Annotated in this window: 18 protein-coding genes; 7 read left to right on the top strand and 11 right to left on the bottom strand. The window is 70.9% G+C overall.

The features are described from left to right. Positions 1 to 16 precede the first annotated feature (16 nt). Together FHS44_RS26290 and FHS44_RS26285 are read right to left on the bottom strand one after the other, a co-directional pair. Complete coding sequence (locus tag FHS44_RS26290) at positions 17 to 661, bottom strand: M15 family metallopeptidase (RefSeq protein WP_184719292.1); 645 nt, start codon at positions 659 to 661, stop codon at positions 17 to 19. An 11-nt stretch (positions 662 to 672) separates the two neighbouring features. Continuing rightward, entirely contained in the window at positions 673 to 1,833 is a 1,161-nt protein-coding gene (locus tag FHS44_RS26285) for an ROK family transcriptional regulator (protein ID WP_184719291.1), read from the bottom strand. A 212-nt stretch (positions 1,834 to 2,045) separates the two neighbouring features. Between FHS44_RS26285 and FHS44_RS26280 the strand changes: the two genes are divergently transcribed. From FHS44_RS26280 to FHS44_RS26255, 6 genes are all read left to right on the top strand, one after another. Further along, positions 2,046 to 3,383, top strand: a complete 1,338-nt coding sequence (locus FHS44_RS26280; RefSeq protein ID WP_184719289.1) for a sugar ABC transporter substrate-binding protein — start codon at positions 2,046 to 2,048, stop codon at positions 3,381 to 3,383. A 2-nt stretch (positions 3,384 to 3,385) separates the two neighbouring features. Beyond that, positions 3,386 to 4,396 (top strand): carbohydrate ABC transporter permease, encoded by a 1,011-nt coding sequence (locus FHS44_RS26275; protein WP_184719287.1) that lies wholly within the window; start codon positions 3,386 to 3,388, stop codon positions 4,394 to 4,396. Further along, entirely contained in the window at positions 4,396 to 5,247 is an 852-nt protein-coding gene (locus FHS44_RS26270) for a carbohydrate ABC transporter permease (protein ID WP_184719285.1), read from the top strand. The genes FHS44_RS26275 and FHS44_RS26270 overlap by 1 nt, the downstream gene beginning before the upstream one ends. 101 nt (positions 5,248 to 5,348) lie before the next feature. After that, positions 5,349 to 6,803, top strand: coding sequence for a glycoside hydrolase family 3 protein (locus FHS44_RS26265; protein WP_184719283.1), 1,455 nt, complete (start codon positions 5,349 to 5,351; stop codon positions 6,801 to 6,803). Between the two features lie 455 nt (positions 6,804 to 7,258). Continuing rightward, positions 7,259 to 8,878 carry a carbamoyltransferase family protein gene (locus FHS44_RS26260; RefSeq protein WP_184719281.1) on the top strand — a complete coding sequence of 540 codons (1,620 nt, stop codon included), beginning with the start codon at positions 7,259 to 7,261 and terminating at the stop codon, positions 8,876 to 8,878. A 15-nt stretch (positions 8,879 to 8,893) separates the two neighbouring features. After that, a complete protein-coding gene (locus FHS44_RS26255; protein ID WP_184719280.1) occupies positions 8,894 to 9,361 on the top strand; it encodes an NUDIX hydrolase in 468 nt (155 codons plus the stop codon). A gap of 252 nt (positions 9,362 to 9,613) precedes the next feature. On the opposite strand, the gene FHS44_RS26250 is transcribed toward FHS44_RS26255, so the two are convergent. From FHS44_RS26250 to FHS44_RS26225, 6 genes are all read right to left on the bottom strand, one after another. Beyond that, positions 9,614 to 10,333, bottom strand: a complete 720-nt coding sequence (locus tag FHS44_RS26250; protein ID WP_184719278.1) for a DUF6875 domain-containing protein — start codon at positions 10,331 to 10,333, stop codon at positions 9,614 to 9,616. After that, positions 10,327 to 11,652 (bottom strand): FAD-dependent oxidoreductase, encoded by a 1,326-nt coding sequence (locus FHS44_RS26245; protein WP_184719275.1) that lies wholly within the window; start codon positions 11,650 to 11,652, stop codon positions 10,327 to 10,329. The genes FHS44_RS26250 and FHS44_RS26245 overlap by 7 nt, the downstream gene beginning before the upstream one ends. Beyond that, positions 11,649 to 12,686 (bottom strand): class I SAM-dependent methyltransferase, encoded by a 1,038-nt coding sequence (locus tag FHS44_RS26240; RefSeq protein WP_184719273.1) that lies wholly within the window; start codon positions 12,684 to 12,686, stop codon positions 11,649 to 11,651. The genes FHS44_RS26245 and FHS44_RS26240 overlap by 4 nt, the downstream gene beginning before the upstream one ends. A 98-nt stretch (positions 12,687 to 12,784) precedes the next feature. Beyond that, on the bottom strand, positions 12,785 to 14,110 hold the full coding sequence (locus tag FHS44_RS26235) for an MFS transporter (RefSeq protein WP_184719270.1): 1,326 nt from the start codon (positions 14,108 to 14,110) through the stop codon (positions 12,785 to 12,787). Next, positions 14,103 to 18,374: a non-ribosomal peptide synthetase gene (locus FHS44_RS26230; RefSeq protein ID WP_184719268.1), complete on the bottom strand. Its 4,272-nt coding sequence runs from the start codon at positions 18,372 to 18,374 to the stop codon at positions 14,103 to 14,105. Before FHS44_RS26230 ends, FHS44_RS26235 begins: the two co-directional genes overlap by 8 nt. Continuing rightward, the gene (locus tag FHS44_RS26225; protein ID WP_184719266.1) at positions 18,371 to 18,655 is read right to left on the bottom strand and encodes a phosphopantetheine-binding protein; all 285 of its coding nucleotides are present in this window, start codon (positions 18,653 to 18,655) and stop codon (positions 18,371 to 18,373) included. The genes FHS44_RS26230 and FHS44_RS26225 overlap by 4 nt, the downstream gene beginning before the upstream one ends. 301 nt (positions 18,656 to 18,956) lie before the next feature. On the opposite strand from FHS44_RS26225, the gene FHS44_RS26220 reads away from it, so the two are divergent. Next, entirely contained in the window at positions 18,957 to 20,471 is a 1,515-nt protein-coding gene (locus FHS44_RS26220; protein WP_184719264.1) for a glycoside hydrolase family 3 protein, read from the top strand. Between the two features lie 4 nt (positions 20,472 to 20,475). On the opposite strand, the gene FHS44_RS26215 is transcribed toward FHS44_RS26220, so the two are convergent. The 3 genes from FHS44_RS26215 to FHS44_RS26205 all read right to left on the bottom strand — a co-directional run bounded on the left by FHS44_RS26215 (position 20,476) and on the right by FHS44_RS26205 (position 23,709). Continuing rightward, a complete protein-coding gene (locus FHS44_RS26215) occupies positions 20,476 to 21,201 on the bottom strand; it encodes a PIG-L deacetylase family protein (protein ID WP_184719262.1) in 726 nt (241 codons plus the stop codon). Next, on the bottom strand, positions 21,201 to 22,340 hold the full coding sequence (locus FHS44_RS26210; protein ID WP_184719260.1) for a hypothetical protein: 1,140 nt from the start codon (positions 22,338 to 22,340) through the stop codon (positions 21,201 to 21,203). The genes FHS44_RS26215 and FHS44_RS26210 overlap by 1 nt, the downstream gene beginning before the upstream one ends. Before the next feature lie 190 nt (positions 22,341 to 22,530). Beyond that, positions 22,531 to 23,709, bottom strand: coding sequence for an ROK family transcriptional regulator (locus tag FHS44_RS26205; RefSeq protein ID WP_184719258.1), 1,179 nt, complete (start codon positions 23,707 to 23,709; stop codon positions 22,531 to 22,533). Between the last annotated feature and the right edge of the window lie 125 nt (positions 23,710 to 23,834).

Below are 23,834 nucleotides of genomic sequence, written 5' to 3'. Positions count from 1 at the left end.
TCGATTGTGCCCTTTTTCAGATGGCGCGGGGACCGTAGAGGGCGGAGGGGGCTCCGGTGGTCATGGCCCAGTAGCGGTCGCCGTAGGACCAGTGCCACCACTCGGTGGGGTAGTTGACCAGACCGGCCGCGTCGAGGGCCGCGCCCATGACCTCGCGGTTGCGGCGGGCCTGCGGGGAGATGTCGGGGGCGGCGGTGTAGCAGGCGCCCTCGCTCTGCTCGGGGGTCGCGTTGAGCGGGCTGCCCATGTCGAGTTCGACGCCGTCCTCGGTGCACAGGGTCAGGTCCACGGCCGCGCCCGCGGTGTGCGGGGCGACCTCGACCGGCGAGACGTAGCGGCTGGCCGCCGCGACGATCTCCTCGGGCGACATTTCCGGAAATGTCGCCCGGAGCTCCGCCGAGTACTCGTTGAAGATCTGCTGCTGCATCGCCGGCGGCCGGTACCCCTCGACGATCAGCAGCCGGTAGCCCTCGGGAAGCCGCCGCTGCGCCTCCTCAAGCCTGGCCACCAGCCCCTGCCTGAGGTGGGCGAAGGCCCCGTCGGGATCGGCCATCCTCTCGTCGACCCGCAGCCGCCCCCTGACGTCGACCAGCCGCTCGCCGGACTCCTCGACCGGAATCGCGGCCACCCGGGGATCGGAGATCAGAACGATGTCGTGCATAGCCGCAATTCTCACACCGTCTCTGAGAAGACCTGTTCGCGGGCCTGGCTCAGGGCCGAGACCAGGGCCCCGCGCAGCACGGAGTTGCCCTCGACCTCGGAGACGACGACCCTCGGCTGGCTCGGGCAGACCCTGGCCACGGCCTCCTCGACCCTGGCCGCGAGCACCTGCCCGCCCGCCCTGCCGATGTCGCCGCTGAGCACGATCAGCCCGGGGTCGAGCACCACGGCGACCGCGGCGACGCCGACCGCCAGCCGCCCGGCCAGCTCGTCCAGGAAGCCCCCCGCGTCGCCCATGACGGCCCGGTGGACATGATCGGCCAGTGAGTGCCCCTGGATGCCGTGCGCGTCCGCCAGGCTGGCCAGGGCGTCACCGCCGACCAGGCGCTGGAACGAGCCGGACTGGGGTTCGGTCACCTCGGTCGGCAACGGCTCCCCGGGCACGGGCAGCCAGCCGATCTCGCCCGCGCCCCCGGTGAAGCCCCGGTGCAGACGCCCGCCGAGCATGACCCCGAGCCCCTGGCCGACCCCGGCCCAGACGAGCACGAAGTCCTCGACCTCAAGGGCCGCGCCGCAGAAGCGCTCGGCGAGCGCGGCCAGGTTGACGTCGTTCTCGATCGTCACCGGGACGTTGAGGTCGCGGCGAAGCTGGGCGAGCACGCCCTCGTGCCAGGAGGGCAGGTCGAAGGAGAAGCGCACGTCGCCGGTGCGGGGATCGACGACGCCCCTGGTGCCGATCACGAAGGCGCGCAGCAGGTCCAGGGTGATGCCCGCGGTCTCGCACGCCTTCTGCACGGCGCCGCGCACCAGCCGCACCGGGTCGTCGTGACCGCTGGGATCGACGGCGACCTCGGCGACGGTCTCCCCGGTGATGTCGGCCACCCCGGCGCAGATCCGGTCGGGCAGCACGTCAAGCCCCGCGACATAGGCGCAGGAGGGCACGACGCCGTAGAGCGCCGCGTTCGGTCCCCGCCCGCCCGCCTGCTCCCCGACCATGGCGACGAGCCTGCGTTCCTCAAGTCTGGCGAGCAACTGACCGGCGGTCACCTTGGAGAGACCGGTGAGTTCTCCCAGCTCGGCGCGGGTGAGAGGCCCACTGGAAAGCAGGAGCTCAAGTGCCGCGCGGTCATTGAGCTGACGCAGCAGTCGAGGGGTTCCCGGACGTCTGGACAAGATCGGCTTCCCCCCGTCACGATCCGCTAACGATCGTTTCTTTTAAGAAAGTTTCTTGTTAGTTTAGCCCTAGTCAGCCCGCAGGCAAGAGCGACCGCGCCGCGGGTTGTCGCAACTCCGGTCACTGACCGTGAGCAAGAGGGTCGCGGGGACCCAAGCCAAAAAAGCAGCTGAGCGCCTACCCCGTCGAAAGCCGGAAAGGGAGAACTCAAGTGAAGTTCGCGAGAATCGCCACCACGACGGCAACCACCGCCGCCCTCGCCCTGGGTCTTGCCGCGTGCGGCAGCAGTGAACCCACCACGCCCGCGCAGTCCAACGCGGACGCCTCCAGCGCCCCCTCCAGCGGTGGCGCGAAGTTCGCCGGTCAGACCCTGACCATGTGGCGCCTCGGCGACAGCAACCCGGCCGCCCAGAAGTACATGGACGCCCTGAACGCGGAGTTCGAGAAGCAGAGCGGCGCCACCGTCAAGCTTGAGTGGATCTCCTGGCCCCAGGTGAACGACAAGTTCACCGCCGCCGCGGCGGGCGGCGCCGGCCCGGACGTCACCGAGATCGGCAACGACCAGGTGCCGCTCTGGCAGAGCCAGGACGCCCTTGAGCCGGTCACCGACCTGGCCTCCGCGGGTGAGCAGGCGGAGATCCCGAAGAACCTGCTCGGCCTGGAGACCATCGACGACCAGGTCTACGCCCTGCCCTGGGGCGCGGGCTCGCGCGCCGTCCTCTACCGCAAGGACTGGTTCAAGGAGCTCGGCATCGAGGTCCCGAAGTCCTGGGACGAGGTCGTCGCCGCGGCCAAGAAGATCCAGGAGAAGAAGGGCAAGGACGTCGACGGCTTCGCCTTCAACGGCGGCTCCGACGCCAACCACCTCCTGGGCGCGCTCGCCTGGTCCGAGGGCGGCGAGTACGCCGTCAAGGAGAACGGCAAGTGGGTCGGCAAGCTGACCGACCCCGCCTTCAAGGCCGGCTTCGCCACCTACACGAGCCTGGTCACCGACGGCCTGTCCAGCAAGTCCCGCCTCACCCAGAACACGGTGGACATCCGCAAGCGGTTCGCCAACAACAAGGTCGGCATGTACCTGACCGCCGGCTGGGACCTCCCGGGCATCGAGGAGGACAGCAACGGCAAGATCAAGGGCGACAAGCTGGCCTTCTTCCCCCTGCCCGCCAAGTCCGGCGGTGAGGCCCCCTCCTTCTTCGGTGGCAACGACATCGCCATCTGGAAGGACGCCAAGAACAAGGAACTCGCCGCCGAGTACATCAAGCTGGCCACGAACAAGGAGTGGGCCGGCCGGTACGCCACCGAGGGTGGCCTGCTGCCGATCTACCCCGAGGCGCTCGCGAAGCTGAGCTCGGACCCGGCTCTGGCCCCGTTCGCGGCCTCCTTCGCCAAGGCCAAGGCCTTCCCGGCCGACCCCAACTGGACCGAGGCCAACGAGACCAAGGCCGTTCTGCAGAACGCCGCCCGCTCGGTCATCGAGGGTAAGGCCAACCCCGACGACGCCCTCGCCAAGGCCAACGGCGAGATCGAAGAAATTCTGAACCAGCAGTAATCATGACGAACACGTCTACGATCCCCCGGGGTGACGGTCGGTCCGCCACCCCGGGGCGGCGCCGTGACGGTGACCGGCGGGCGGGCAGACCGAGTGGGATGCCCCCGTGGCTCGTCCCCTACGTTCTGCTTGTCCCCGGTCTGCTGGTCATCGCCGGGCTGCTTCTCTATCCGCTGATCCAGATGATCATCATGTCCTTCCAGAAGGTGGGGCTGCGCCAGATCCGCGGCGTACCCGCCGAATGGGTGGGCGGGGACAACTACAGCCAGGTCTTCGCCAACGAGATCTTCTGGTCCTCACTCCGCAACACCGTGCTGTTCGCGGTCATCACCGTGACCCTGACCCTGGTTCTCGGGACGGCCGTCGGCACACTGCTCAACAAACTGAGCGGCAGGATGTCCCTGTTCGTGGTCATCGGCATCATGTCCGCCTGGGCCGTACCCCCGGTCGCCCAGGGCGTCATCTGGCGCTGGCTGTTCGACGCGGACGCGGGAATCATCAACTGGACGCTGAACCTGCTGCCCGACTGGCTGTCCAACCTGCTGTTCGGCAGGAGCGACTGGACCGGTGAGCCCTGGCTCAACGACGCGATCACGATCTACATCGTGTTGATCATCTGTGTGGTCTGGGCGTCGTTCCCGTTCATCGCCGTCTCGGTGCTGGCCGGTCTGAAGGGGATCCCCTCGGAGCTCTACGAGGCGGCCAAGGTCGACGGGTCCACCCCGTGGCGGACCTTCAGGAAGATCACCTTCCCCCTGCTCAAGCCGGTCTTCTCGGTCCTGACGATCCTGTCCATCATCTGGAACTTCAAGGTCTTCAGCCAGCTCTACGTGCTGATGAACGGCCCGACCAACCGCGAGGCGTTCAACCTCTCGATGTTCTCCTTCGCCGAGGCCTTCCGCAGCCCGCCCAAGATGGGAAGCGGTGCGGCGATCGCGGTGGTCCTGACCCTGCTCCTGCTCGTCGTGACGTCGGTCTACGTCCGGCAGATCGTGAAGACGGAGGAGCTCTGATGTCTCCGATCGCCCGCAAGCGCCTCGGAAGGGCGGCTCTCAACACGGCTGGCGTTCTGATCTTCCTGTTCGCGGTGTTCCCCGTCTACTGGATGGTCTCGACCGCGTTCAAGACGAACGACCAGATCTTCACCACGGAGTTCATCCCGTTCCCCACCGAGATCACCTTCGACCACATCGACCGGGTGCTCACCAAGGGTGTGGCGGGTAACTCCATCTGGCTCTACCTGCGCAACAGCGCGATCGTCGCCCTGGGCACCGTGCTCATCGGCTCCGCGCTGGCCCTGCTGGCGGCCACGGCCATCGCCCGCTTCAGGTTCAAGGGACGCACCAGCTTCCTGGTCCTGCTGCTGATCGTCCAGATGATCCCGGCGGAGGCCCTGCTCATTCCGCTTTTCCTCAACGTCAAGCGGCTCGGCCTCTACGACCACCTGTTCGGCCTGATCGTCATCAACGTCGGACTGACCCTCCCCTTCGGTATCTGGATGCTGCGCACATTCGTGGCCGCCGTACCCAAGTCGCTGGAGGAGGCCGCCTGGATCGACGGCGCGAGCCGGTTCACGACCTTCTGGAAGGTCCTGTTCCCGCTCGTGGCCCCCGGCCTGGTCGCCACGAGCATCTTCTCCTTCATCACGGCCTGGAACGAGCTGGTCTTCGCGCTCATCCTGATGTCGGACTCCTCGGGCTACACGATGCCCGTCGCCCTGCAGTTCTTCTTCGGGCAACGGGGCACCGACTGGGGCGCCATCATGGCCGGTTCCACGATGATGACGATCCCCGTCGTCGTCTTCTTTCTCCTGGTGCAACGGCGAATGGTCTCCGGCCTCGTCGCCGGCGCTGTCAAGGGCTAAACCCGCGGTGCTGGTACGGCCATGCCCCCACAAGGAGCTGGCCGTACCAGCCCTGTCCTCGTTTGTCCCCTACTCACCTCAGGTAAGGAGCATCTACCGCCATGTCTGAGCTCATCGCGGCTTCCAGCGATCAGGTGCTGCGGCGTCTCGCAGCCGGAACGCTGCTCGTCGCGTTCCAGGGCACCACCGCCCCCGACTGGGTTCTCCACGATCTGGAGAACGGTCTCGGGGGGGTCACCCTGTTCGGCTTCAACGTCGCCGACCCCGCCCAGCTCTCGGCGCTCACCTCCCGCCTGCGCGATGCCGGTGACCCGGTCATCTCACTCGACGAGGAGGGGGGCGACGTCACCCGTCTCGCCTACCACGTGGGCAGTCCCTACCCCGGCAACGCCGCCCTGGGCGCGGTCGACGACGTCGAACTGACCCGGCGCGTCTACCGTTCCATCGGCGACGACCTGGCCCGTTGCGGCATCAACCTGGACATGGCCCCGTCCGCCGACGTCAACACCGCCGACGACAACCCCGTGATCGGCACCCGTTCCTTCGGGTCGGACACCGGGCTCGTCTCCCGGCACACCGTCGCGGCCGTACAGGGCCTGCAGTCGGCCGGCGTGGCCGCCTGCGTCAAGCACTTCCCCGGCCACGGGGCGACCAGGCAGGACTCCCACCTGGAGATCCCGCTGGTCGACGCCTCGGTCGAGCTGCTGCGCGAGCGCGAGCTGGTTCCCTTCCGCGCCGCGATCGAGGCCGGGACCATGTCCATCATGACGGCGCACGTCCGGGTCCCCTCGGTGACCGGTACCGAGCCCGCGACCCTGTCGGCCGCCGCCCTCGGCGGTCTGCTGCGCGGCGAACTCGGCTACGACGGCGTGATCGTCACCGACGCCCTCGACATGCACGCCATCACCGAGAGCGTCGGCCTCGCCGGTGGCGCGGTGCTCTCCCTCGCCGCCGGGGCGGACCTGCTCTGCCTCGGTCCGCTGCCGACCCAGGCGGACGTCCGCGCGATCGTCGACGAGATCGTCGCCGCCGTGCGGGACGGGCGCCTGCCCGCCGAGCGGCTGGAGGCCTCCGCGGCCCGCGTGGCCAAGCTGCGTTCCTGGTTCGGCACGCCCCAGCCCGAGCGTGCCGAGGAGAGCCTGATCGGTCTCACCGCGGCCCGCCGCGCCGTCACCCTCACCGGCCCGTCCTCCCCGCTGGTCGATCCGCTGGTGGTCGAGATGGAGACCCCGCCGACCATCGCCGTCGGCGACGTGCCGTGGGGATTCTCCCCGCTCATGCCGCAGGCGGAGGTCGTCCGGGTCAAGCCGGAGGAGGCGGACGTGCCGAACATCCTGGAGCGTGCCAGCGGCCGTTCCCTGGTCGTCGTGGTCAAGGACGCCCACCGCTACGAGATCAGCCAGTCGGTTGTCTCCGCGGTGCTGGCCGCCCGTCCCGACACGACGGTCGTCGAGATGGGGTTGCCGATCTGGCGGCCCAAGGGGGCGACCTACCTCGCCACGTACGGCGCCGCCCGCGCCAACGCCCAGGCCGCCGCCGAGCTGCTGAGCATCTGAGCCTCGCGGCCCTGAGCAGGCCCGCCGATCCAGGTCCCACGTGTCAGGTCCCCCGAGTCAAGTCCCCCGGCTCAGGCCCCACTGAGCCGACCCCCCTGGGACAGACCCCACAGAACCGGTCCCACCTGACCGGCCCCCCTGAACCGGACCGCCCGCGCCGGGTTTTTCGCCCGCCCCCCGGTACGTCACGCTTCGGGACGGACCCCTCGTCCCGAAGCGTCACGACATTCTGACGGTGATCCCGTGGTGGGACTCCCTATCCACGATGTGGGCGAACACGTCCTCCCTGCTTTTCATGCCCGTGCCTTCCGCCGACCCTCGCACCGCAGTAACTGAGGTTAAAAAGCTGGGGTCACGTGGTTCGAGGACGAAGCCGATTTACACGATGAAGCCGTCCAGCATGCTGTCTTCCTCTGGAACCCCCTCGGGCCCAGCCAGTTCACGGAGGCAGGCTCATGAGCAGGAAGACACCGTGCGCGGTGGGCGTCAACCTCGGGCACGATGGCGGCGCCGCTCTGGTCACCCCCGAGGTGATGATCGCGATCGGCGAGGAGCGTCTCAACCGCACCCGCTACAGCCCCGGCTGGCAGGCCGCTCTGCTGTACTGTCTGCGCACCGCCGGACTACGCCTCGACGACATCGACCTGGTCGTGATCAGCAACGTCGGACGTAATCCGGCCGTCCCGTCCGCCGCCGGGCTGTCACACCTCGGAGTCGAGGAGGAGCGGATCCTCGTTCTCGACCACCATCTCTCCCACGCCTACACCGCCTACTGCCTGGGCCCCTACGACGTGGCCACCGTGCTGGTTGCCGACGGCGCGGGCAACCGCGCCGACACCGAGACCTTCTATCTGGCTGGACCAGGCGGGATCGAACGACTCGGCAGCAACGATCACAACCGAGGCCGTTACGGCGGGATCGGCGCCACCTACGAGGCATTCACCGAGCACCTCGGCTGGCACCCTCAGGAGGCGGGAAAGACCATGGCGCTGGCCGCCTACGGCGACCCGACCGCCTACCTCGCTCCGCTGTTCGACCTCCACGACACCCGCGTCTACGGACGGCTGGAAAGCACCCATGCCCGAGGCGTGGCCGCGCTCGCCGCGACGACCGGTTTCGACTTCGGTCCGCCCGACAGCCGGGGTGACCACCCGCGTGGCATCGATGCCGCAGCCTACCTCCAGGACCAGGTGGAACAGGTACTGTGCGCGCTCATCCAAGCCGTCGTCTCGGCCATCGGGGTGAGCGAGGTGTGCATGGCCGGTGGAGTCGCGCTCAACTGCGTCGCCAACGACAGGATTCGCCGCCTGCCCGAGGTGAGCGGTCTGTTCGTCCCCCCTCCGGCCTCCGACCGTGGCCAAGCTCTTGGCAACGCCCTGTACGGCCTGCACCAGCTCACCGGCGAACTACCTCGTCGCCCCCTGACCGTGGACTCCTTCGGCCGTTCCTACTCCGACGAGGAGATCGAACTGGCGTTGAACCGCGATCCCCGCTCAGGGCTCGTCGAGCGTCGCTTCGTCCCCTTCACCTGGCGTCGGGAGAGCGACATCGCCGCCCGCGCCGCACAGATGCTCGCCGACGGGCGTCTGGTCGGCTGGTTCCAGGGCGGTAGCGAGCTCGGACCCCGGGCACTGGGCAACCGCTCGATCCTGGCCGACCCACGCGGCACCGCGGGCAGGGACGCGCTGAACGACCGGATCAAGCACCGCGAACCCTTCCGGCCGTTCGCCCCCGCTGTTCTCGCCGCCGACGCCTCCCGCTGGTTCGACCTGGACGGCCCATCTCCGTTCATGCTGCTCGCGCCCGTCGTCCGCTACGGCGCCAGGAGCCGGATCCCCGGTGTGGTTCATGTTGACGGAACCGCCCGCGTTCAGACCGTCAACCCTGCGGCCTCTCCACGCTTCGCCGCACTCATCGAAAACTTCGGGGCACTCACCGGCGTGCCCGTCGTACTCAACACCAGCTTCAACGACCGCGAACCGATCGTGGAGACCCCGGCGGATGCCCTCGCGACCTTCCAGGCGAGCGACCTGGACGCCTTGTGCCTGGGCGAATACCTGGTGGAGAAGCTCTGAGGGGAGGATGGAGAAATGAGCACTCCAAGAATCCGCGAGGCAGCCCGTGCCGTCGTCCTGGACGAGAACGATCGCATCCTGCTGCTCCGCTACAACGAGAGTGGCAAGGTCTTCTGGGCCACTCCCGGAGGAGCGCTCGACCCGGGGGAGGACTATCAGACCGCCGTTCGCAGGGAACTGGGTGAGGAACTCGGCGTCGCGGATGTGGAACTCGGCCCGCAGATCGCCACCCGCACCAAGGAGCACCTGGTTCAGGGAGAAGCCGTCCAGCAGGTCGAGCGCTACTTCGTCGTCTGCTTGGCGGCCAGCCGTGTTGACCCGGCCCGGGCCACCCAGACCGATGGCATCCTGACCTGGGAATGGTGGACGTTGACGGACCTGAGCGCCACCGACCAGACGGTCTACCCGGTCGGGCTCACAGAGCTGATCGACCGCTTTCTCTCCGGTGGGGCCCCGGACGTCCCCTTCGCCTTCACTGGCTGAACTTGTTCTTTGTCCTCCTGAGCGTTGTGCTGAGCAGGGTTTGATCGTTTCGCGGACGGCGAGACGGCTTTGAGTGATCATGTGCGGTGCCGAGCCGCTGCTGATTACTACAAGTCTGCCGAACGATGCCACCTGTGTAGAGTCCTTCAGCTTCCGCAACAACGTCTATGCCTGCTTAAGGCGTGAGCCGATGCGTTGCCGAGGACAGCTCCAGGACGGGAAAATCCGTCCCGAAGCGTCACGAACCTCGCGTCACGCCGTTCTGACGGTGATCCCGTGCAGCCGCGCCGCCTCCTCGACCTCCGTTCGCAGCGCCGCGGGCGGCCGGTCTCCGAAGCGCTCCAGATAGGCCGCGAGCTGCTCCCTGTCCTCGCGCAGGAACGCGAAGTCCGTGGCCACCATGTGCCTGATCACCAGCATCGGGACCGGGCTGCCCAGCGGCAGGAAGTCCGGGTTCCACAGTCCCGCCTTGGGCGGCGGCCCGGGGTAGAACTCCCCGATCATCAGCCCCTCCCCGACGTAGCGCGGCTTGAGCAGCCGTTGCGCGGCGTCGATCGTCCGCGCGGCCTCCGCCTCCGGCAGGTCGGGGAAGAGCACCAGGATCGTCCGGTACTGCGGGGAGGTCCCCGGCGGCGTGACCAGCGCGCGGAACCAGTCGCGGTAGCCGTCGAGCGCCTCGGCCACCAGGGCGCCGTCCGGTGTCCCCGGTTGCACCGCCAGGTAGAAGACGCCCCGGTCGAGCGAGGTCTGGGCGTAGGGGCAGACGGGTCCCTTCCTGCCCAGGTCGGGGTGGGGTCGGCATAGATACTCCCTGGCCCACACCACGGTCTCCTTGAGCGGCACGCCGTACCTGCGGACCAGCTCGTGCCCGCCGCCCAGGTCGGAAAGCTCGCCGCCCGGGTCGGAAAGCTCACCGTCCAGGTCGGACGGTTCGATGAGCAGGCGCGTGGGGTCGGCCGGATCGGTCAGCATCGCCGCCCACCCCTTCCGCGTCGTACGGCGAGGGCGAGCGTGGCCGCCAGCGCGACTCCTGCCGCCGTCACCGCCCCGCGTAACAGCGCGTCCTGGCGTTCGGCGCGGTCGAGCGCCTCGCCGTACGGGATCGTGGTGTGCGAGACCATCGTGTAGAGCGGCACCCACCGGCCGGGCAGCAGCCTGGCGAGCAGCAGGTCGACCTTCTTGCGGGCCAGGTGGAGCGGGGAGCGCAGCCGGTCGCGTAGCTCGACGAAGTTCTGTTTCGACAGCTCGTCCAGCACGTCGGTGTGTGGTTTGCGCAGCCGTTGGTAGGCGGCGAAGGCCGCGCCCAGGTCGTCCGGGTGGTCTCCGAGGCACCGGTCGAGGACCGTGCAGTCTTCAAGCGCCGAGTTCATGCCCTGGCCGTAGAAGGGGTAGACCGCGTGGCAGGCGTCGCCGATCAGCGCCACCCGGTCCCGGTGGTGCCAGACCGAGGTGCGGACCGAGACGAGGTGCCCGACCGGGTGCTCGGCGAACTCCTTGGCGAGGTACAGCATGAGCTCACGGGTGTCCGGGAAGCGCTCGGCCAGGAACCGTTCGGGGTCGGTGATCTCGTCGAACCGCTCGAACGGCAGGAACAGGGTCCCGGTCAGCGAGTTGTCCCGGTTGGGGTGGGCGACGATGAGGGCGTCCTCGCCCGGCCAGACGTGCAGCGCCTCAAGCCTGGTCCTGGGTGAGCCGTCGTCGGCGGCCGGGATGGTCAGCTCCTTGTAGCCCCATTCGAGGAACTCCTGGTGGAAATCAGCCCGCAGCCCGCGCTGCATGTGGGCCCGCACCCGGGAGAACACCCCGTCCGCGCCGATCACCGCGTCCCCGGCCGCGGTGACCTCCTCGTCCTCCCCCGTCACGAGCCGTACGGCCGCCGCCTCGCGGTCGAGTTCGACGAGGCGGTGCCCGAAGTGGAAGCGCACCCCCGGTTGTGCCTCCGCGTGGTCTACCAGGGTGGTGATGAGGTCGCGGCGCAGCACCGAGTGGAGGATCTCGCCCTCGTGCGCGCCGTACGGCTGGAAGGGGAGCGCGCCGCCGGGCAGGTGGATGGCCCTGCCGCGCATCGGCACGACGAGCGGGCGCAGCGTCTCCATCAGGCCGAGGTCGTCGAGCGCCTTGATGCCCCTGGCGGACAGGCCGAGGTTGATCGACCTGCTCTCGTCCTCGTCGAGGAGGCGGGGGTCGGGCCGCCGCTCGTAGACGTCCACCTGGAAACCTCGCCGCGCCAGGTAGCAGGACAGGAGCGTGCCCGCGGGCCCCGCCCCGATGACGATGATCCGGCGGGTCATCCTTCCTCCCCCGTCGTGGCGACGAGCAGTTCGTCCGGGCCCGCGAGGCGGCGCCGTTCCACATGGACGAATCCCGCCTCGGCCAGCCATCCGGCCACGTCCGCGAAGGAGTGCAGGCGTCCGCCCTGGGTGACGGCGAGGTTGAGGCCGAAGGAGCGCAGGAAGGCCTCCACGACCGGGGGCGTCCCCTCGGGCAGGTCGGCGAAGGTCTCCAGGACGAGCAGCGTGCCGCCGGGGCGCAGCGCGGCGGCGACCCTGCCGAGCAGCGCGCGGTTGGCCGCCGCGTCGAAGCCGTGGCAGACATTGAATAGCAATGCGGTGTCGTGGCCGGTGCCCAGGTCGGCCGTGGCCAGGTCGCCGGGGACGAGGGTGACGCGCTCACCGAGTCCCGCCTCCTCGATCCTGGCCCTGCCGCCCTCGACGGCGCCGGGCAGGTCCACGATCGTCGCGGTCAGGCGCGGGTGGACCTGGCAGAAGGCGATGGTGTGGCGGGCGTGCCCGCCGCCGAGGTCGAGCAGCCGCTCCCCCGGGTCGGGCGCGGTCTCGGCGACGAGGGGGGCGGTGCCGACGGCCATCCCGTCCAGCATGGTCTGGAAGTCGCGCAGCGTGCGCGGACGGCCTTCGAGCCAGGTGTAGAAGTCGGCCTGGGGCTTGCCCGTCCTGACGGTCTCCTCAAGGCCGTCCCACAGCTCGCCGAGCAGGTCGCTCCAGAAGGCCAGGGCCGGGGCGTAGCTCCACGGGTCGCGCCGGTCGAGCGAGCTGGCCGTCATCAGGCTGTTGGCGTAGACCGCCTCCGGTCCCCTGTCGAGATAGCCGAGGCTGACGAGGCCGTCCAGCAGGACGGGCAGCGTGCCGGGGTCGGTGCCGGTCCTCGCCGCCAGCTCGGCGGCGGACAGCGGCCCGGCTGTGAGCGCCTCGAAGATCCCTAATCGCTGGGCCGCCCCCGCCGCGCGGAAGGCCATGGCCCCGATCAGGTCGAGATGTGGTCCCGGCGCCTGGTGGCGGAGTTCCTCGGGGTCGAGGTAGAGCGGCATCGCTATCTCCTTGCACGACTTAGCACGACTTAGCACGACATGTCACGACATGGCAGGACTTGCTCGGCGTACGGCTCCTCGCCCCCGTCCGGGGCGGGTCACACGGTCTGGGCGGCCCGTTCGGGATCGGACTCGGGACGCGCGTCGGGAAGTTCGGCCTCGACCCCGCGCAGGCGGGGCTGGAGATACAGCAGCGGGGCCAGGACCAGCAGCCCCAGGCCGGACAGGAGGAAGACGGCAGCGATGCCCCGCCCTGGGCCGGTGCCGATCACCCCGCCCAGGACGTCCGCCAGAGCGCCGCCGGGGGCCATCGCGGGTTCGAGGACCCGGTCGGCGAGCGGGCCCGCGGCCAGGTAGGCGAGCACGGTCGCCGTCTGGGTGAGGGTCCGCACGGTGCTGAGCACCCGGCCGAGCGCGGCGGGCTCCGTCTTGGCCTGGAGCACGGTCATCGCCGTGCCCTGCACGAACGGCAGCGTGAACAGGAAGGCGGGCGCCACGACCGCGATCAGCCACGGCGAGGGCGCCAGGCTGTGCAGCGCGAGCAGCACCCCGCCGAGCGCCATGAACGCCACGACGCCCCGCACCCTGCGCCGGGGACCGCCCCAGGCGCTCAGCACCAGCCCTCCGGCGAAGACGCCCGCGCCCCCGGCGAACATCAGCGCGCCGAGCACGGCCGGGGAGCCGAACGACAGGATGAGCGGCTGGACCAGCACGCCGGAGGCGCCGAAGAGCAGGTTGTGCGCGGCCAGCAGCGCGACCAGCAGGAGCAGCCCCGGCCTGGCCCGCAGGTGACGCCAGCCGAAGACGAGGTCGCCGCGGAGCGGCTCGGGAGCGACGACCGCGCCGGGACGGGTGGCCTCGCGCGGCGGCCGTACGGCGAACATGACCGCCGTCGTGACCAGGAACGTCACCAGGTCGATCACCACGACGCCGGTGACGCCGACCGTCACCAGCAGCGTGCCCGCGAGCAGCGGGGCCGCGATGTGGACCGCGTCGGCGACCTGCATCAGGCCGTTGGCCCGGCCCAGGTGCCTGCTCGGCATGATCAACGGCATCATCGCGTGGTAGGCGGCCATGTGGAACGTCCCGCAGACGGCCCCCGCGGTCGTGACCACGTAGACGTGCCAGACCTGCAGCGAACCGGTCGCCAGCAGTACGGCAAGCGCCAGGGTCACCACGGCGGCCCCGGCGTCGGCGGCCATCAGCAGCCGCCTGCGGTCGAGGCGGTCGGCCGTCGCCCCGGCGAGCTGCGACAGCAGCACCTCGGGCAGCACCGCGCAGAGCATGATCAACGTGAACTGGGTCGCGGAACCGGTGCGCTGGTAGACCCACACCCCGAGCACGAACCCGGTCAGGCTCGAACCGATGATCGACAGCAGCTGCGCGGCCCAGATGACGACGAACCTGCGCACACCGCTATCCACGACGGCCCCCCACGAGCACCCCTGAGGCCACGTAGTGGTCCAGGTAGCGGCCGAGCAGCACGGCGTCCGCGGGCGGGCAGACCAGCCCCGCCGGGGCGAGCCTCTCCTCGGTCGCCGAGCAGTCGAAGGAGGGACCGGCCTGCCCGCCGTACTCGGCGATGAAGGCCGGGTAGAGGCCGATCGGCAGGTCGTCGCCGACCGCGACCCGGTCCCTGGCGAGCCTGCGCCACTCGTCGCCGGGCGTCAGCCGTACCGGGAAACCGCGTTCCGCGAGCCCCTCGGCCAGTACGGCGGGGCGCAGCAGGCGGGGGTTGTGGTGGTGGAAGTCGCCGACGGCCCCCTCCAGCGCCAGGTGGACGATCGCCGCCGCGACATGGTCGACCGGCGCCATGTCCAGCCGTTCCCCGTCGGGCACCGAGCCGAGACGCGCGCAGGTCTCGAAGAACCTGCCGAGGAAGTCGTCGTGCGCGGCCTTCCCCGTGCGGCTGTCGGCGGAGATCCTCGCGGGGCGGTGGATGGAGACCGGCAGCCCGGCCTCGCGCGCCTGCCCGGCGATCCGGTCGGCGACCCACTTGCTCCGGTCGTAGCCGAGGGTGAGCGGCTCCGGGTCGGGCAGCGGGTCCCGCTCCCTGACCGTGCGCTCACCGGGCGTCAGGTGGACGCCGAGCGTCGAGACCAGGTGGACGGGGACGGTCCTGCCGCCGCCGACCGAAAGGCGCAGCACCTCGACGAGGCCGTCCACGTTGGCCGCCCGCAGGCTCCGGTACGGCAGAGCGAAGTTGACCACGGCCCCGTTGTGCACGACGAGATCGACAGTGGCGGCCAGCTCGGCGAAGCGCCCCTCCGGCAGCCCGAGACCGGGCAGGCCCAGGTCACCCGACTCGACGACGATCCGCCCCGCGAAGGACTCCTCCCACAGCCCGTAGCGCTCCAGCCCGGCGCGCAGCCGCTCCTCCGGCGCGTCCCCCCTGACCAGGCAGTGGACGTCCGCCCCGGTACGGCCCAGCAGCTCGGCCAGCAGGTAGGCGCCCAGGAACCCGGTGGCGCCGGTGAGCAGCACCCGCCGCGGCGGCCCCGTGACGAGCGGCCCCCCGGGCACGACGTCGGAGGGCAGGACCGCCTCGGCCCGCAGGTCCACGTCCTCGACGGACCCGCCGTTGACGAGCTCGGCCAGCCCCGCCAGGTCGGGGGCCGCGAAGACCTCGCCCATCGGCACCGTGACCCCGAGCCTGGCGGTGATCCCCGAGACGACCCTCGGGACGAGCAGCGAGGTGCCGCCCAGGTCGAAGAAGTTGTCCCCGCGCCCCGGCTCGCCGCCCAGCAGCCCCGCCCAGATCGCGGCCAGCTCCCGTTCGGTGCCCGTCCTCGGCGCCTCGTACGGCGGAGCCGAGCGTCCATCCGGTTCGGGCAGCGCCCGGTGGTCGATCTTGCCGTGCGGGGTGAGCGGCAGCGCCGGGAGCATGACGACGGCCCCGGGCAGCATGTAGCCGGGCAGCCTGCCCGCCAGGAAGGCCCGCAGCCGGGCGAGGCCGACCAGTTCCCCGACGAGGTAGGCGACCAGCCGTCCCGCCCCGGCGACGACGACGGCCTCGCGGATCCCGGGGTGGGCCAGGCACGCGGCCTCGACCTCGCCGGGCTCGATCCTGGCGCCGTTGACCTTCACCTGCCGGTCGGTCCTGCCGAGGAAGTCCAGGTTGCCGTCGGGCAGCCACCTGGCCAGGTCCCCCGTCGCGTACATCCTGGCCCCGGCCCGAGGCGAGAACGGGTCGGGCAGGAAGCGCTCCGCGGTCAGCCCCGGACGGCCGAGATAGCCGTGGGCCAGGCACTCCCCGCCGATGTGCACCTCCCCGGGCACGCCGGTCGGCGCCGGGTTGCCGTGCCGGTCGAGCACGTAGACACGGGTGTGCGGCAGCGCCGTACCGATCGGCAGGTGGGGCGCGTCCACCTCCGAGCCGTCCAGCGTGCGGTAGGAGGTGGCGCAGACGGTGGCCTCCGTCGGCCCGTAGTGGTTGTGGAAGGCCACCCGGCCCCCGGTCAGCCCGGCCCAGGTCCGCAGCCGCGCGACCGGGACGCTCTCGCCGCCGACCATCATCGTGGTCAACGACTTGCCGGGCCGCAGGCCCTCCCGGTCGAGTTCCTCGACCCACTGCTGCCACAGCGCGCAGGCGGTGTCGACCATGGTGACCGAGAGCTCGTCGCACAGCGCGGCGAGGGCGGGCCCGGTCAGCGAGGCGGGGTCCGGGTGCAGCACCAGGGCGGCGCCGCTGATCAGCGCGGGGAAGACGTCCCCGGCCGAGGCGTCGAAGCTGAGCGGCGGGACCATGAGCACCCGCTCCCCCGGCCCGAAACCGTGCAGGTCGCGGAAGGACCTGGCCAGGTGGGACAGCGTACGGTGCCCGACGACCACGCCCTTGGGGCTGCCGGTCGAGCCGGAGGTGTAGATCACGTAGGCGGCCTGGTCCGGGTGCCTGAGGGTGGTCCTCACAGACGCGGAGGGGGCCTCGGCGGTCCAGGCGGCGAGGTCGGCACGGGTGACGACCGTCCCGGTCAGCCCGGCGAACCCGGCCTCGTCCGCGATCACCACGGCCACCCCCGCGTCCTCGACCAGCGCGGCCAGCCGTTCGGCGGGCTGGGCGGGGTCGAGCGGCACGTACGCGGCGCCCGTCTTGAGGACACCGAGGAGGGCGACGATCGCCTCGGGGCTCGCGGTCAGCGCGAGCCCGACTCTCCGCGACGGGTTGAGCAGGGGACGTAGTCGCGCGGCGACGGCGTCGGCGGCCCGGTCGAGGTCGCCGTAGGTGAGCGTCGACTCCGGGGTGACGACGGCGGGCGCCTCCGGGGTGCGGGCGGCCTGCCTGGCGACCAGGTGGTCGAGCAGGAGAGCGCCCGCCTCCCAGGCCAGCTCCTCGGGGGGCTCGCCGAGCAGGGCCGCGCGCTCGGCCTCCGGCAGGATCTCCAGCTCGGACAGGCGGCTGCCCGGGGCCGCGGTGACGGAGCCGAGCAGCGTCTCCAGGTGGACGGCCATCCGCTCGACGGTCTCCCGGTCGTACAGGGCCGTGCTGTAGTCAAACATGAGCCGCAGGTGGTCGGGGAAGACGACCACGCTCAGCGACAGGTCGAACTTGGCCGAGACCAGCCCGGAGACCACCGGCTCGGCGCGCAGCCCCTCCAGGTCGAGCGAGCCCCCGTCGGGGTTGCCGAGCGTCAGCATCGTCTGGATCAGCGGGGTCCTGGCCGGGTCCCCGCCGAGCCGGAGCTCGGCCACCAGCCGCTCGAAGGGCACCCCGGCGTGGCCGTACATGGTGAAGGCGCGGCGCCGTACCCGCTTGAGAAGCTCCCTGAAGGTCGGGTCACCCCCGAGGTCGGCACGCAGGGCCAGGGTGTTGATGAAAAGACCGAAGACCTCCTCGTCCTCCTGGAGGTCGCGTCCTGCGACGGGGGTGCCGACGCAGAAGTCCTCCTGGCCGCTGTAGCGCGACAGCAGGACCTGGTAGGCGGCCAGCAGCACCATGAACGGGGTGCACCGCTCGGCCCTGGCCAGCTCGGTGACCCGCCGCCACAGCCCGATCGGGACGCGGTGGATCACCAGGTCCCCCTCGGTCGTCCGTACGGCGGGCCGTGGCCTGTCGGTCGGCAGTTCGAGCGCGGGGACACCGTCGAGCTCCCGCACCGGGCCCGCGACGTCGGCGAGGCGCTCGCGCTGCTCCCGCACGTGGTCGGCGTGATGGCGTCGCGGCGGCTCCAGCGGCGAGGGCCGTCCCGCGAGGAAGGCGGAGTACAGCGCGGTCAGCTCGGGGAAGAGGATCTGCTCGATCGACCAGGCGTCCCCCGCGATGTGGTGCACGACCAGGTGGAGGATGTGCTCCTCGGGCCCCACGCGGATCAGGGCCGCGCGCAGCATCGGCCCCGTGACCAGGTCGAAGGGCCGGTTGCTGTACTCGGCGAGAAGCTCGGGGGACGGCTCACCCCCGGCGTCGAGGCGCTCGACGGCCACGGGCTCGGGGGCGAGCACCCTGGCCGCCGGGACGCCCTCCCGCTCGGGGAAGACGGTGCGCAGCGCCTCGTGCCTGGCGACGACCTCGCTCAGCGCCCGTTCCAGGGCCCCGGCGTCGAGCGGCCCGGTCAGCCGCTCGCAGACGACCATGTTGTGGGCCCCGTTCCCCGGGGAGAGCCGGTCGAGGAACCACATCCGTTCCTGCGCGGGGGACAGCCCGTGCGCGGAGACAGCGGAGACAGCGGAGGCCGCGGAGGGGAGGGCGTTCACGCCTGCTCTCCCCGCAGCCGGGTGACCTCCTCGGCCATGCCCGCGACGGTGGGATTGTCGAAGAAGACGTCCAGGGAGACCTCGACGCCCAGCCTGCGGCGGGCCCTGGCGATGATCTGCGTGATGGTCAGCGAGTGGCCGCCGAGGTCGTAGAGGTCCTCGTCGGGACCGATGTCGTCGATGCGCAGGACCTCCTGCCAGATCTCGCGTACTTCGGCGATCGCCGGGTCCTCCCGGTCCAGGGGCTCGGTTTCCTTGGCCGGGGAGAACAGGTCGGTCACGGGGACTCCTCCTCAGGTTCGGTCTTGACCGGCTCTTGTGGCCCGGCTCCCACAGGAAAGGGACCCGGGGACGTGCGAGAGGGCAGCGCTGCGACGAGGGGAGACGACGGTGCGGAGCGGGTGTGCGACATCCGGTCCGTCTCCCTCGTGGGTGACTTGTCTTCGGGCAGGCGACACGGGCATAGGACCGCAAGGAAACCTTTTATTAGTAAAGTTTCCTGTCTAATTACGCAACCCGAATGCTACACATGTGGTACGTCTGAAACAAGCGAAAGACGATGTTGAAAATACGGAGGCGTTGATGAGCGTTCGCGGGGGCCTGAGTGGCGCGAGTCCCGAGCTGGCCAAGCTTGCGGACACCGTGCTGCAGCCGGGCTTCGTGGGGACCGAGGTGCCCGACTGGCTGCGCAGACGGCTCTCCGAGGGGCTCGGCGGGGTGGCTCTCTACTCCAGGAACCTGGTGGACGGTCCCCAGATCAGAGCGCTGACGGCCGCGCTGCGGGCGGAGAACCCGGACGTGGTGATCGCCACCGACGAGGAGGGCGGGGACGTCACCCGCCTTGAGGCCCTCACCGGCAGCTCCCGCCCGGGCAACCTCGCCCTGGGCGCGGTCGACGACCCCGAGCTGACCGAGCTGGTGGCCCGTGGGATCGGCGCCGACCTGGCGCGGGCGGGCGTCACCCTCAACTACGCCCCCGTGATCGACGTCAACTCCGACCTGGACAACCCGGTCGTCGGCACCCGTGCCTTCGGCTCCGACCCGTGGCTGGTCGCCCGGCACGCCGCGGCCTGGGTCACCGGCCTCCAGGCGTCCGGGGTCGCGGCCTGCGCCAAGCACTTCCCCGGGCACGGCGCCACCGCCGTCGACTCCCACAACGACCTGCCGACGGTCTCCTACTCGGCAGAGGAGCTCGCCGCGACCACGCTTCCGCCGTACCGGACCGCCATCGAGGCCGGGGTGCGGGCCGTGATGACCGGTCACCTGCTGGTGCCCGCCTACGACACCGAGTTCCCGGCGACGCTGAGCCACCGGCTGCTGGTCGGGCTGCTGCGCGAGGAGCTCGGCTTCGACGGCCTGATCGTGACCGACGCCGTCGAGATGCCCTCGGTCGCCGAGCGCTACGGCGTGACCGGCGCCGCGGTGCGCGCCCTGGCGGCCGGGGCCGACGCCATCTGCGTCGGCGGTGAGCGCAAGGGCGCGGGCGTCGTCGGGTTCATGCGCAACGCCATCATGGCCGCGGTGATCGACGGCACGCTGCCCGAGGAGCGCCTGGCCGACGCCGCCGAGCGGGTGCGCCGCCTGGCCGCGTGGTCGGCCGAGCAGCGCGGGGCGACCTGGGTCACCGGCGGGACGGAGTCCGACCCCTCCGGTCTGGCCGCGGCCAGGCGCGCCCTGCGGGTCCGTGGCGAGGGCTTCCCGCTCGTCACGGCGCCGCAGGTTGTCGAGTTCGTCTCCGAGACCAACATCGCCATCGACCGGGTCACCCCGTGGGGCGTCGCGGAGCCGCTGGCCGCGCTGCTTCCCGGCACCGACGGCGTACGGCTCGGCCCAGAGGACCCGCTTCCCGTGCCCGCCGACGGTCGCCCGCTGGTGGTCGTGGTCCGCGACGCCCACCGTCACGCCTGGGTCTCCGCGGGGCTCGACGCCCTGCTCGCCCGGCGCCCCGACGCGATCGTGGTCGAGATGGGCCTGCCGGGGCCGCTCACGCCGGGGGGCGCGCACATCACCACCCACGGCGCGACGACCGCCTCTGGCCAGGCCGTGGCCGAACTGCTCTCCGGCAGGACCGCCGTGACGGGCCTGGCCCCCGCCTGAGAGTTCACCGTGAGTTCGTCTCCGCGCCCTCTTCTTCGAGGGTCCACAGCAGCTCGTGCTGCAACGGCCCCGGCATCGCGACGAACTCCCCGTACTCGCAGGCCAGTGGCGCGATCTGCGAGGCGTAGGACAGGACGGCGCGCCGTTTGAGCGCCCACTCCCGTTCGCTGAGCCGTACCGGCGGCTCGGGACGCAGCCGGTGCCGCTCGGCGAGCGCCAGCACCGGCCGCCTGTCCGCCAGCGCCTCCGCGGCCTGCGAGGTGCCCCACTCGCGGGCCGCGGAGGCGTAGGGCAGGTCGGCGTAGGCCAGGACCTCCCCCGCGCCGAGCCCGCGCAGCGCGTCGAGGGCCCGGTCACGGACCGCCTCGTGGTCGGCGTTGCCGATGCCCATCGGGACCAGCACCCGGGTGTCCGGCGTGACGTTGGCGGCGAGGAAGTCCGTCAGGCCGGGCAGCGGCAGCGCCCGCGCGGGCACGTCGGGATAGTCCAGCGCCACCTGGTCGGCGCCGAGCACCTCGCACGCCCTGGCGTCCTCGGCGAGCCGTTCCCTGGCCGTCTCCTCAGCGGAGCCGAACCCGCACAGCCGGTCCCAGGCCGACTCCCGCTCCGCCGCGGCGCCGCCGAGCACCGTGACGATCACCGAGGGCCCCTCGTCCCTGGCGAGCACGCCCGCGACCGACATGGCCGCGTCGTCGAAGTGCGGGGAGACCACGATCGTCCGCCAGCTCATCACACCTGTCCGTTCCTGGTCAGCACGAGCCCGCGACTGCCCCGTTTACGCAGGTAGGCAAGGTCGTCGCAGACGAACTCAAGCGTCGGCGGGGCCAGTTCGACACGTTCGGCCACCCGCCAGACCGACTGCTCCCTGAGCCAGGGCCAGACCATGTCGTTGAGCCGTTCCGTCTCCAGCGCCAGCAGGATCCGGTCGGTCGGCAGGTCGTCGAGCAGTGCGAGATCCTGGTCGTAGTAGAGCATCTCGATCAGCAGGTAGGCCGCCGCGGGCCTCGACCGCCCGACGGCCAGCTCCTCCAGGCTCTCCTGGGACAGCTCGGCCCCCAGGTCCCGTTCCCTGAGCCTGGCCAGGAAGGAGGCGTTCGGCTCGGTCGCCTGGACGGTGTACCCCTTGCCGACCAGCCTGCGGGTCAATTCACCCTCGCAGGCCCCGACCTCAACCAGCGGCCCCTCGCCCGGCGCGCACCATCGCCCGACCCAGGCCGCCGTCGCGTCCAGCCGGTCCGCCTCGTACGGCGAGCGCCCGAACTCCCACGGGTCGTCGGCGACGGCCGCGTCCTCCCCCAGGCTGGAGATGAGCGCGTAGAGGCGGTTCGCCCGCTCTGTGTCCACGGTGAAGAAGCGCTCGACCACCGGCACCCGGTCGGTGGTGACGAGCCGGTCGGGCACGCGGCTGCGCAGCAGCTCCCCCGCGTGCCGGTTGATGAAGTCGATCTTCGCGGCGGCCTCGGCCCCGGTGAGCCCCGCCACGTGGCCGGGCACGGTCTGCAGGAACAGGTTGTCCCCGACCGAGTACGTCACGGCCCTGCCCGTCAGCGCTTTGGAGACGGTCCAGCCGAACCTGGCCCTGCGGATACGGTGGTCGGCCGGGGAGTGGGTCCAGACCTCCCCCGGCGCCCCGCCCAGCAGGCCCGCGACCTCCTCGGGTCCGGGCAGGGCGGCGGTGTTGCCCCCCGGCGCGACGAACGGCGCGAGCAGTTCGAGGCGTTCCCGCAGGGACAGGCCGCCGGGGAGGGTCACCCGGGTGGCCGGACGCCCGATGACGACCCCGACGTCCTCCTCGGCATGTCGCCTCAGGACGGACAGGAACTCAAGGGCCACGTCCTCGGCATGCAGCACGGCGATGACGGCTGTCACAGATCCCCGCTCCCCGATCACGGAAGAGTGTCAGTTTCATGACATTTCCGCGCCAGCATAGACGATCTTCCTGGCGCCGCAACGGGTGATCACGACCGAACCGACAAGTCCCGAAAAAGTCGGAAAAAATGGCACGTTCCATTTGCCGCCGGGAGTGCTCCGGCGTCCCCGGAGCACTCCCCGCACGTCCCTAGGAGGCGAAGATCTCCTCACGCGCCTGGTCGAGCGCGGCCAGCACGGCCCCGCGCAGGACCGGGTTCCCGATCACCTGGCTCGGCACGACCTGCGGGCGGACCGGGCAGATCCTGGCGACCGCCTCCTCGATCCTGGAGGTGAGCACGTCCCCGCCCGCCTGGGCGATCTCCCCGGCGAGCACCACGAGCCCGGGGTCGAGCACGACGCAGACCGAGGCCACCCCCAGGGCCAGCCGCCCGGCGATCTCGTCGAGCAGGACCTCTCCCCGCTCCCCGGCCTCGACCGCGGCGGCCACGCACTCGGTCGCGTTCTCGCCGGTGAACCCGAAGGTCGCGGCCAGCTCCATCACGGCCTCGGCGCTGACCAGCGACTGCAGACCACCGGCCAGCGAGGGCAGCCGCCCGGGAACCGCGCGGATGTCCTCGGCCAGCGGCACCCCGGGCACCGGCAGGTAGCCGATCTCACCCGCGCTTCCCGACAGGCCGCGGTGCAGCCTGCCGCCGAGCACGACACCGAGGCCGATGCCACGGCCGACCCACAGCAGCACGAAGTCGTCGGCCCCGCGCGCCGCGCCACGGGCGCGCTCGGCGACCGCGACGAGGTTGACGTCGTTCTCGATCCTGACGTCGCGCCGCAGGTCACGGGCGAGCGCCTCGTGGATTCCCTCGTGCCAGCCCGGCAGGTCGAAGGAGAAGCGCACGTCGCCCGTCCTGGGATCGACGACACCCGGGGTGCCGATCACAACCGACCTCAGCTTGGACAGGGCGACCTTCGCCGACCTGCACGCCTTGACGACCGCGCTGTGCACGAGCGCGACCGGGTCGTCGTGCCCGTTCGGCGCGACCGTCACCTCGGCCACGATGTCGCCGTGGATATCCGCGATGGCGGTCGTCACGAATTCCGGGCCCACATCCAGACCCGCCACATAAGCGGAGGAGGGAATGATCCCGTAAAGCGCGGCATTGGGGCCTCTTCCCCCCGCCTGTTCTCCTGCCACCTCGACCAGGCCACGCTCCTCAAGGCGCGCGAGCGTCTGGGACGCCGTCACCTTGGAAAGGCCGGTGAGCTCCCCGATCTGGCCCCGCGTTAGCGGTCCCGAATCCAGCAACAGCTCCAGGGCGGCCCGGTCGTTGATCTCCCTCAGCAGCCTGGGCACGCCAGGACGTCGCTCCATACGCATGCTCTCTTGTTCGCCGTTTCCCCGTCGCAATTACATTCAGGTAAGAATAGCGGTTCTATTCATTAATAAAGCTTCCTGATAGTTTAGCCCCGAAGGGGGCCGAGGGGAGGCCAAGGGGG

It is taken from the genome of Streptosporangium saharense (assembly GCF_014203715.1).
Taxonomy (GTDB): domain Bacteria; phylum Actinomycetota; class Actinomycetes; order Streptosporangiales; family Streptosporangiaceae; genus Streptosporangium; species Streptosporangium saharense.
Note: the sequence above shows the minus strand (reverse complement) of the source record. Positions and strands in the feature narration are given on the sequence as shown.

What these genes read in the sequence shown, in the direction of transcription:
- FHS44_RS26240 (WP_184719273.1), bottom strand. Translation starts at nt 12,686, where the DNA reads ATGCCGCTCTACCTCGACCCCGAGGAACTCCGCCACCAGGCGCCGGGA.
- FHS44_RS26205 (WP_184719258.1), bottom strand. Translation starts at nt 23,709, where the DNA reads ATGGAGCGACGTCCTGGCGTGCCCAGGCTGCTGAGGGAGATCAACGAC.
- FHS44_RS26220 (WP_184719264.1), top strand. Translation starts at nt 18,957, where the DNA reads ATGAGCGTTCGCGGGGGCCTGAGTGGCGCGAGTCCCGAGCTGGCCAAG.
- FHS44_RS26245 (WP_184719275.1), bottom strand. Translation starts at nt 11,652, where the DNA reads ATGACCCGCCGGATCATCGTCATCGGGGCGGGGCCCGCGGGCACGCTC.
- FHS44_RS26255 (WP_184719280.1), top strand. Translation starts at nt 8,894, where the DNA reads ATGAGCACTCCAAGAATCCGCGAGGCAGCCCGTGCCGTCGTCCTGGAC.
- FHS44_RS26290 (WP_184719292.1), bottom strand. Translation starts at nt 661, where the DNA reads ATGCACGACATCGTTCTGATCTCCGATCCCCGGGTGGCCGCGATTCCG.
- FHS44_RS26260 (WP_184719281.1), top strand. Translation starts at nt 7,259, where the DNA reads ATGAGCAGGAAGACACCGTGCGCGGTGGGCGTCAACCTCGGGCACGAT.
- FHS44_RS26250 (WP_184719278.1), bottom strand. Translation starts at nt 10,333, where the DNA reads ATGCTGACCGATCCGGCCGACCCCACGCGCCTGCTCATCGAACCGTCC.
- FHS44_RS26275 (WP_184719287.1), top strand. Translation starts at nt 3,386, where the DNA reads ATGACGAACACGTCTACGATCCCCCGGGGTGACGGTCGGTCCGCCACC.
- FHS44_RS26215 (WP_184719262.1), bottom strand. Translation starts at nt 21,201, where the DNA reads ATGAGCTGGCGGACGATCGTGGTCTCCCCGCACTTCGACGACGCGGCC.
- FHS44_RS26270 (WP_184719285.1), top strand. Translation starts at nt 4,396, where the DNA reads ATGTCTCCGATCGCCCGCAAGCGCCTCGGAAGGGCGGCTCTCAACACG.
- FHS44_RS26265 (WP_184719283.1), top strand. Translation starts at nt 5,349, where the DNA reads ATGTCTGAGCTCATCGCGGCTTCCAGCGATCAGGTGCTGCGGCGTCTC.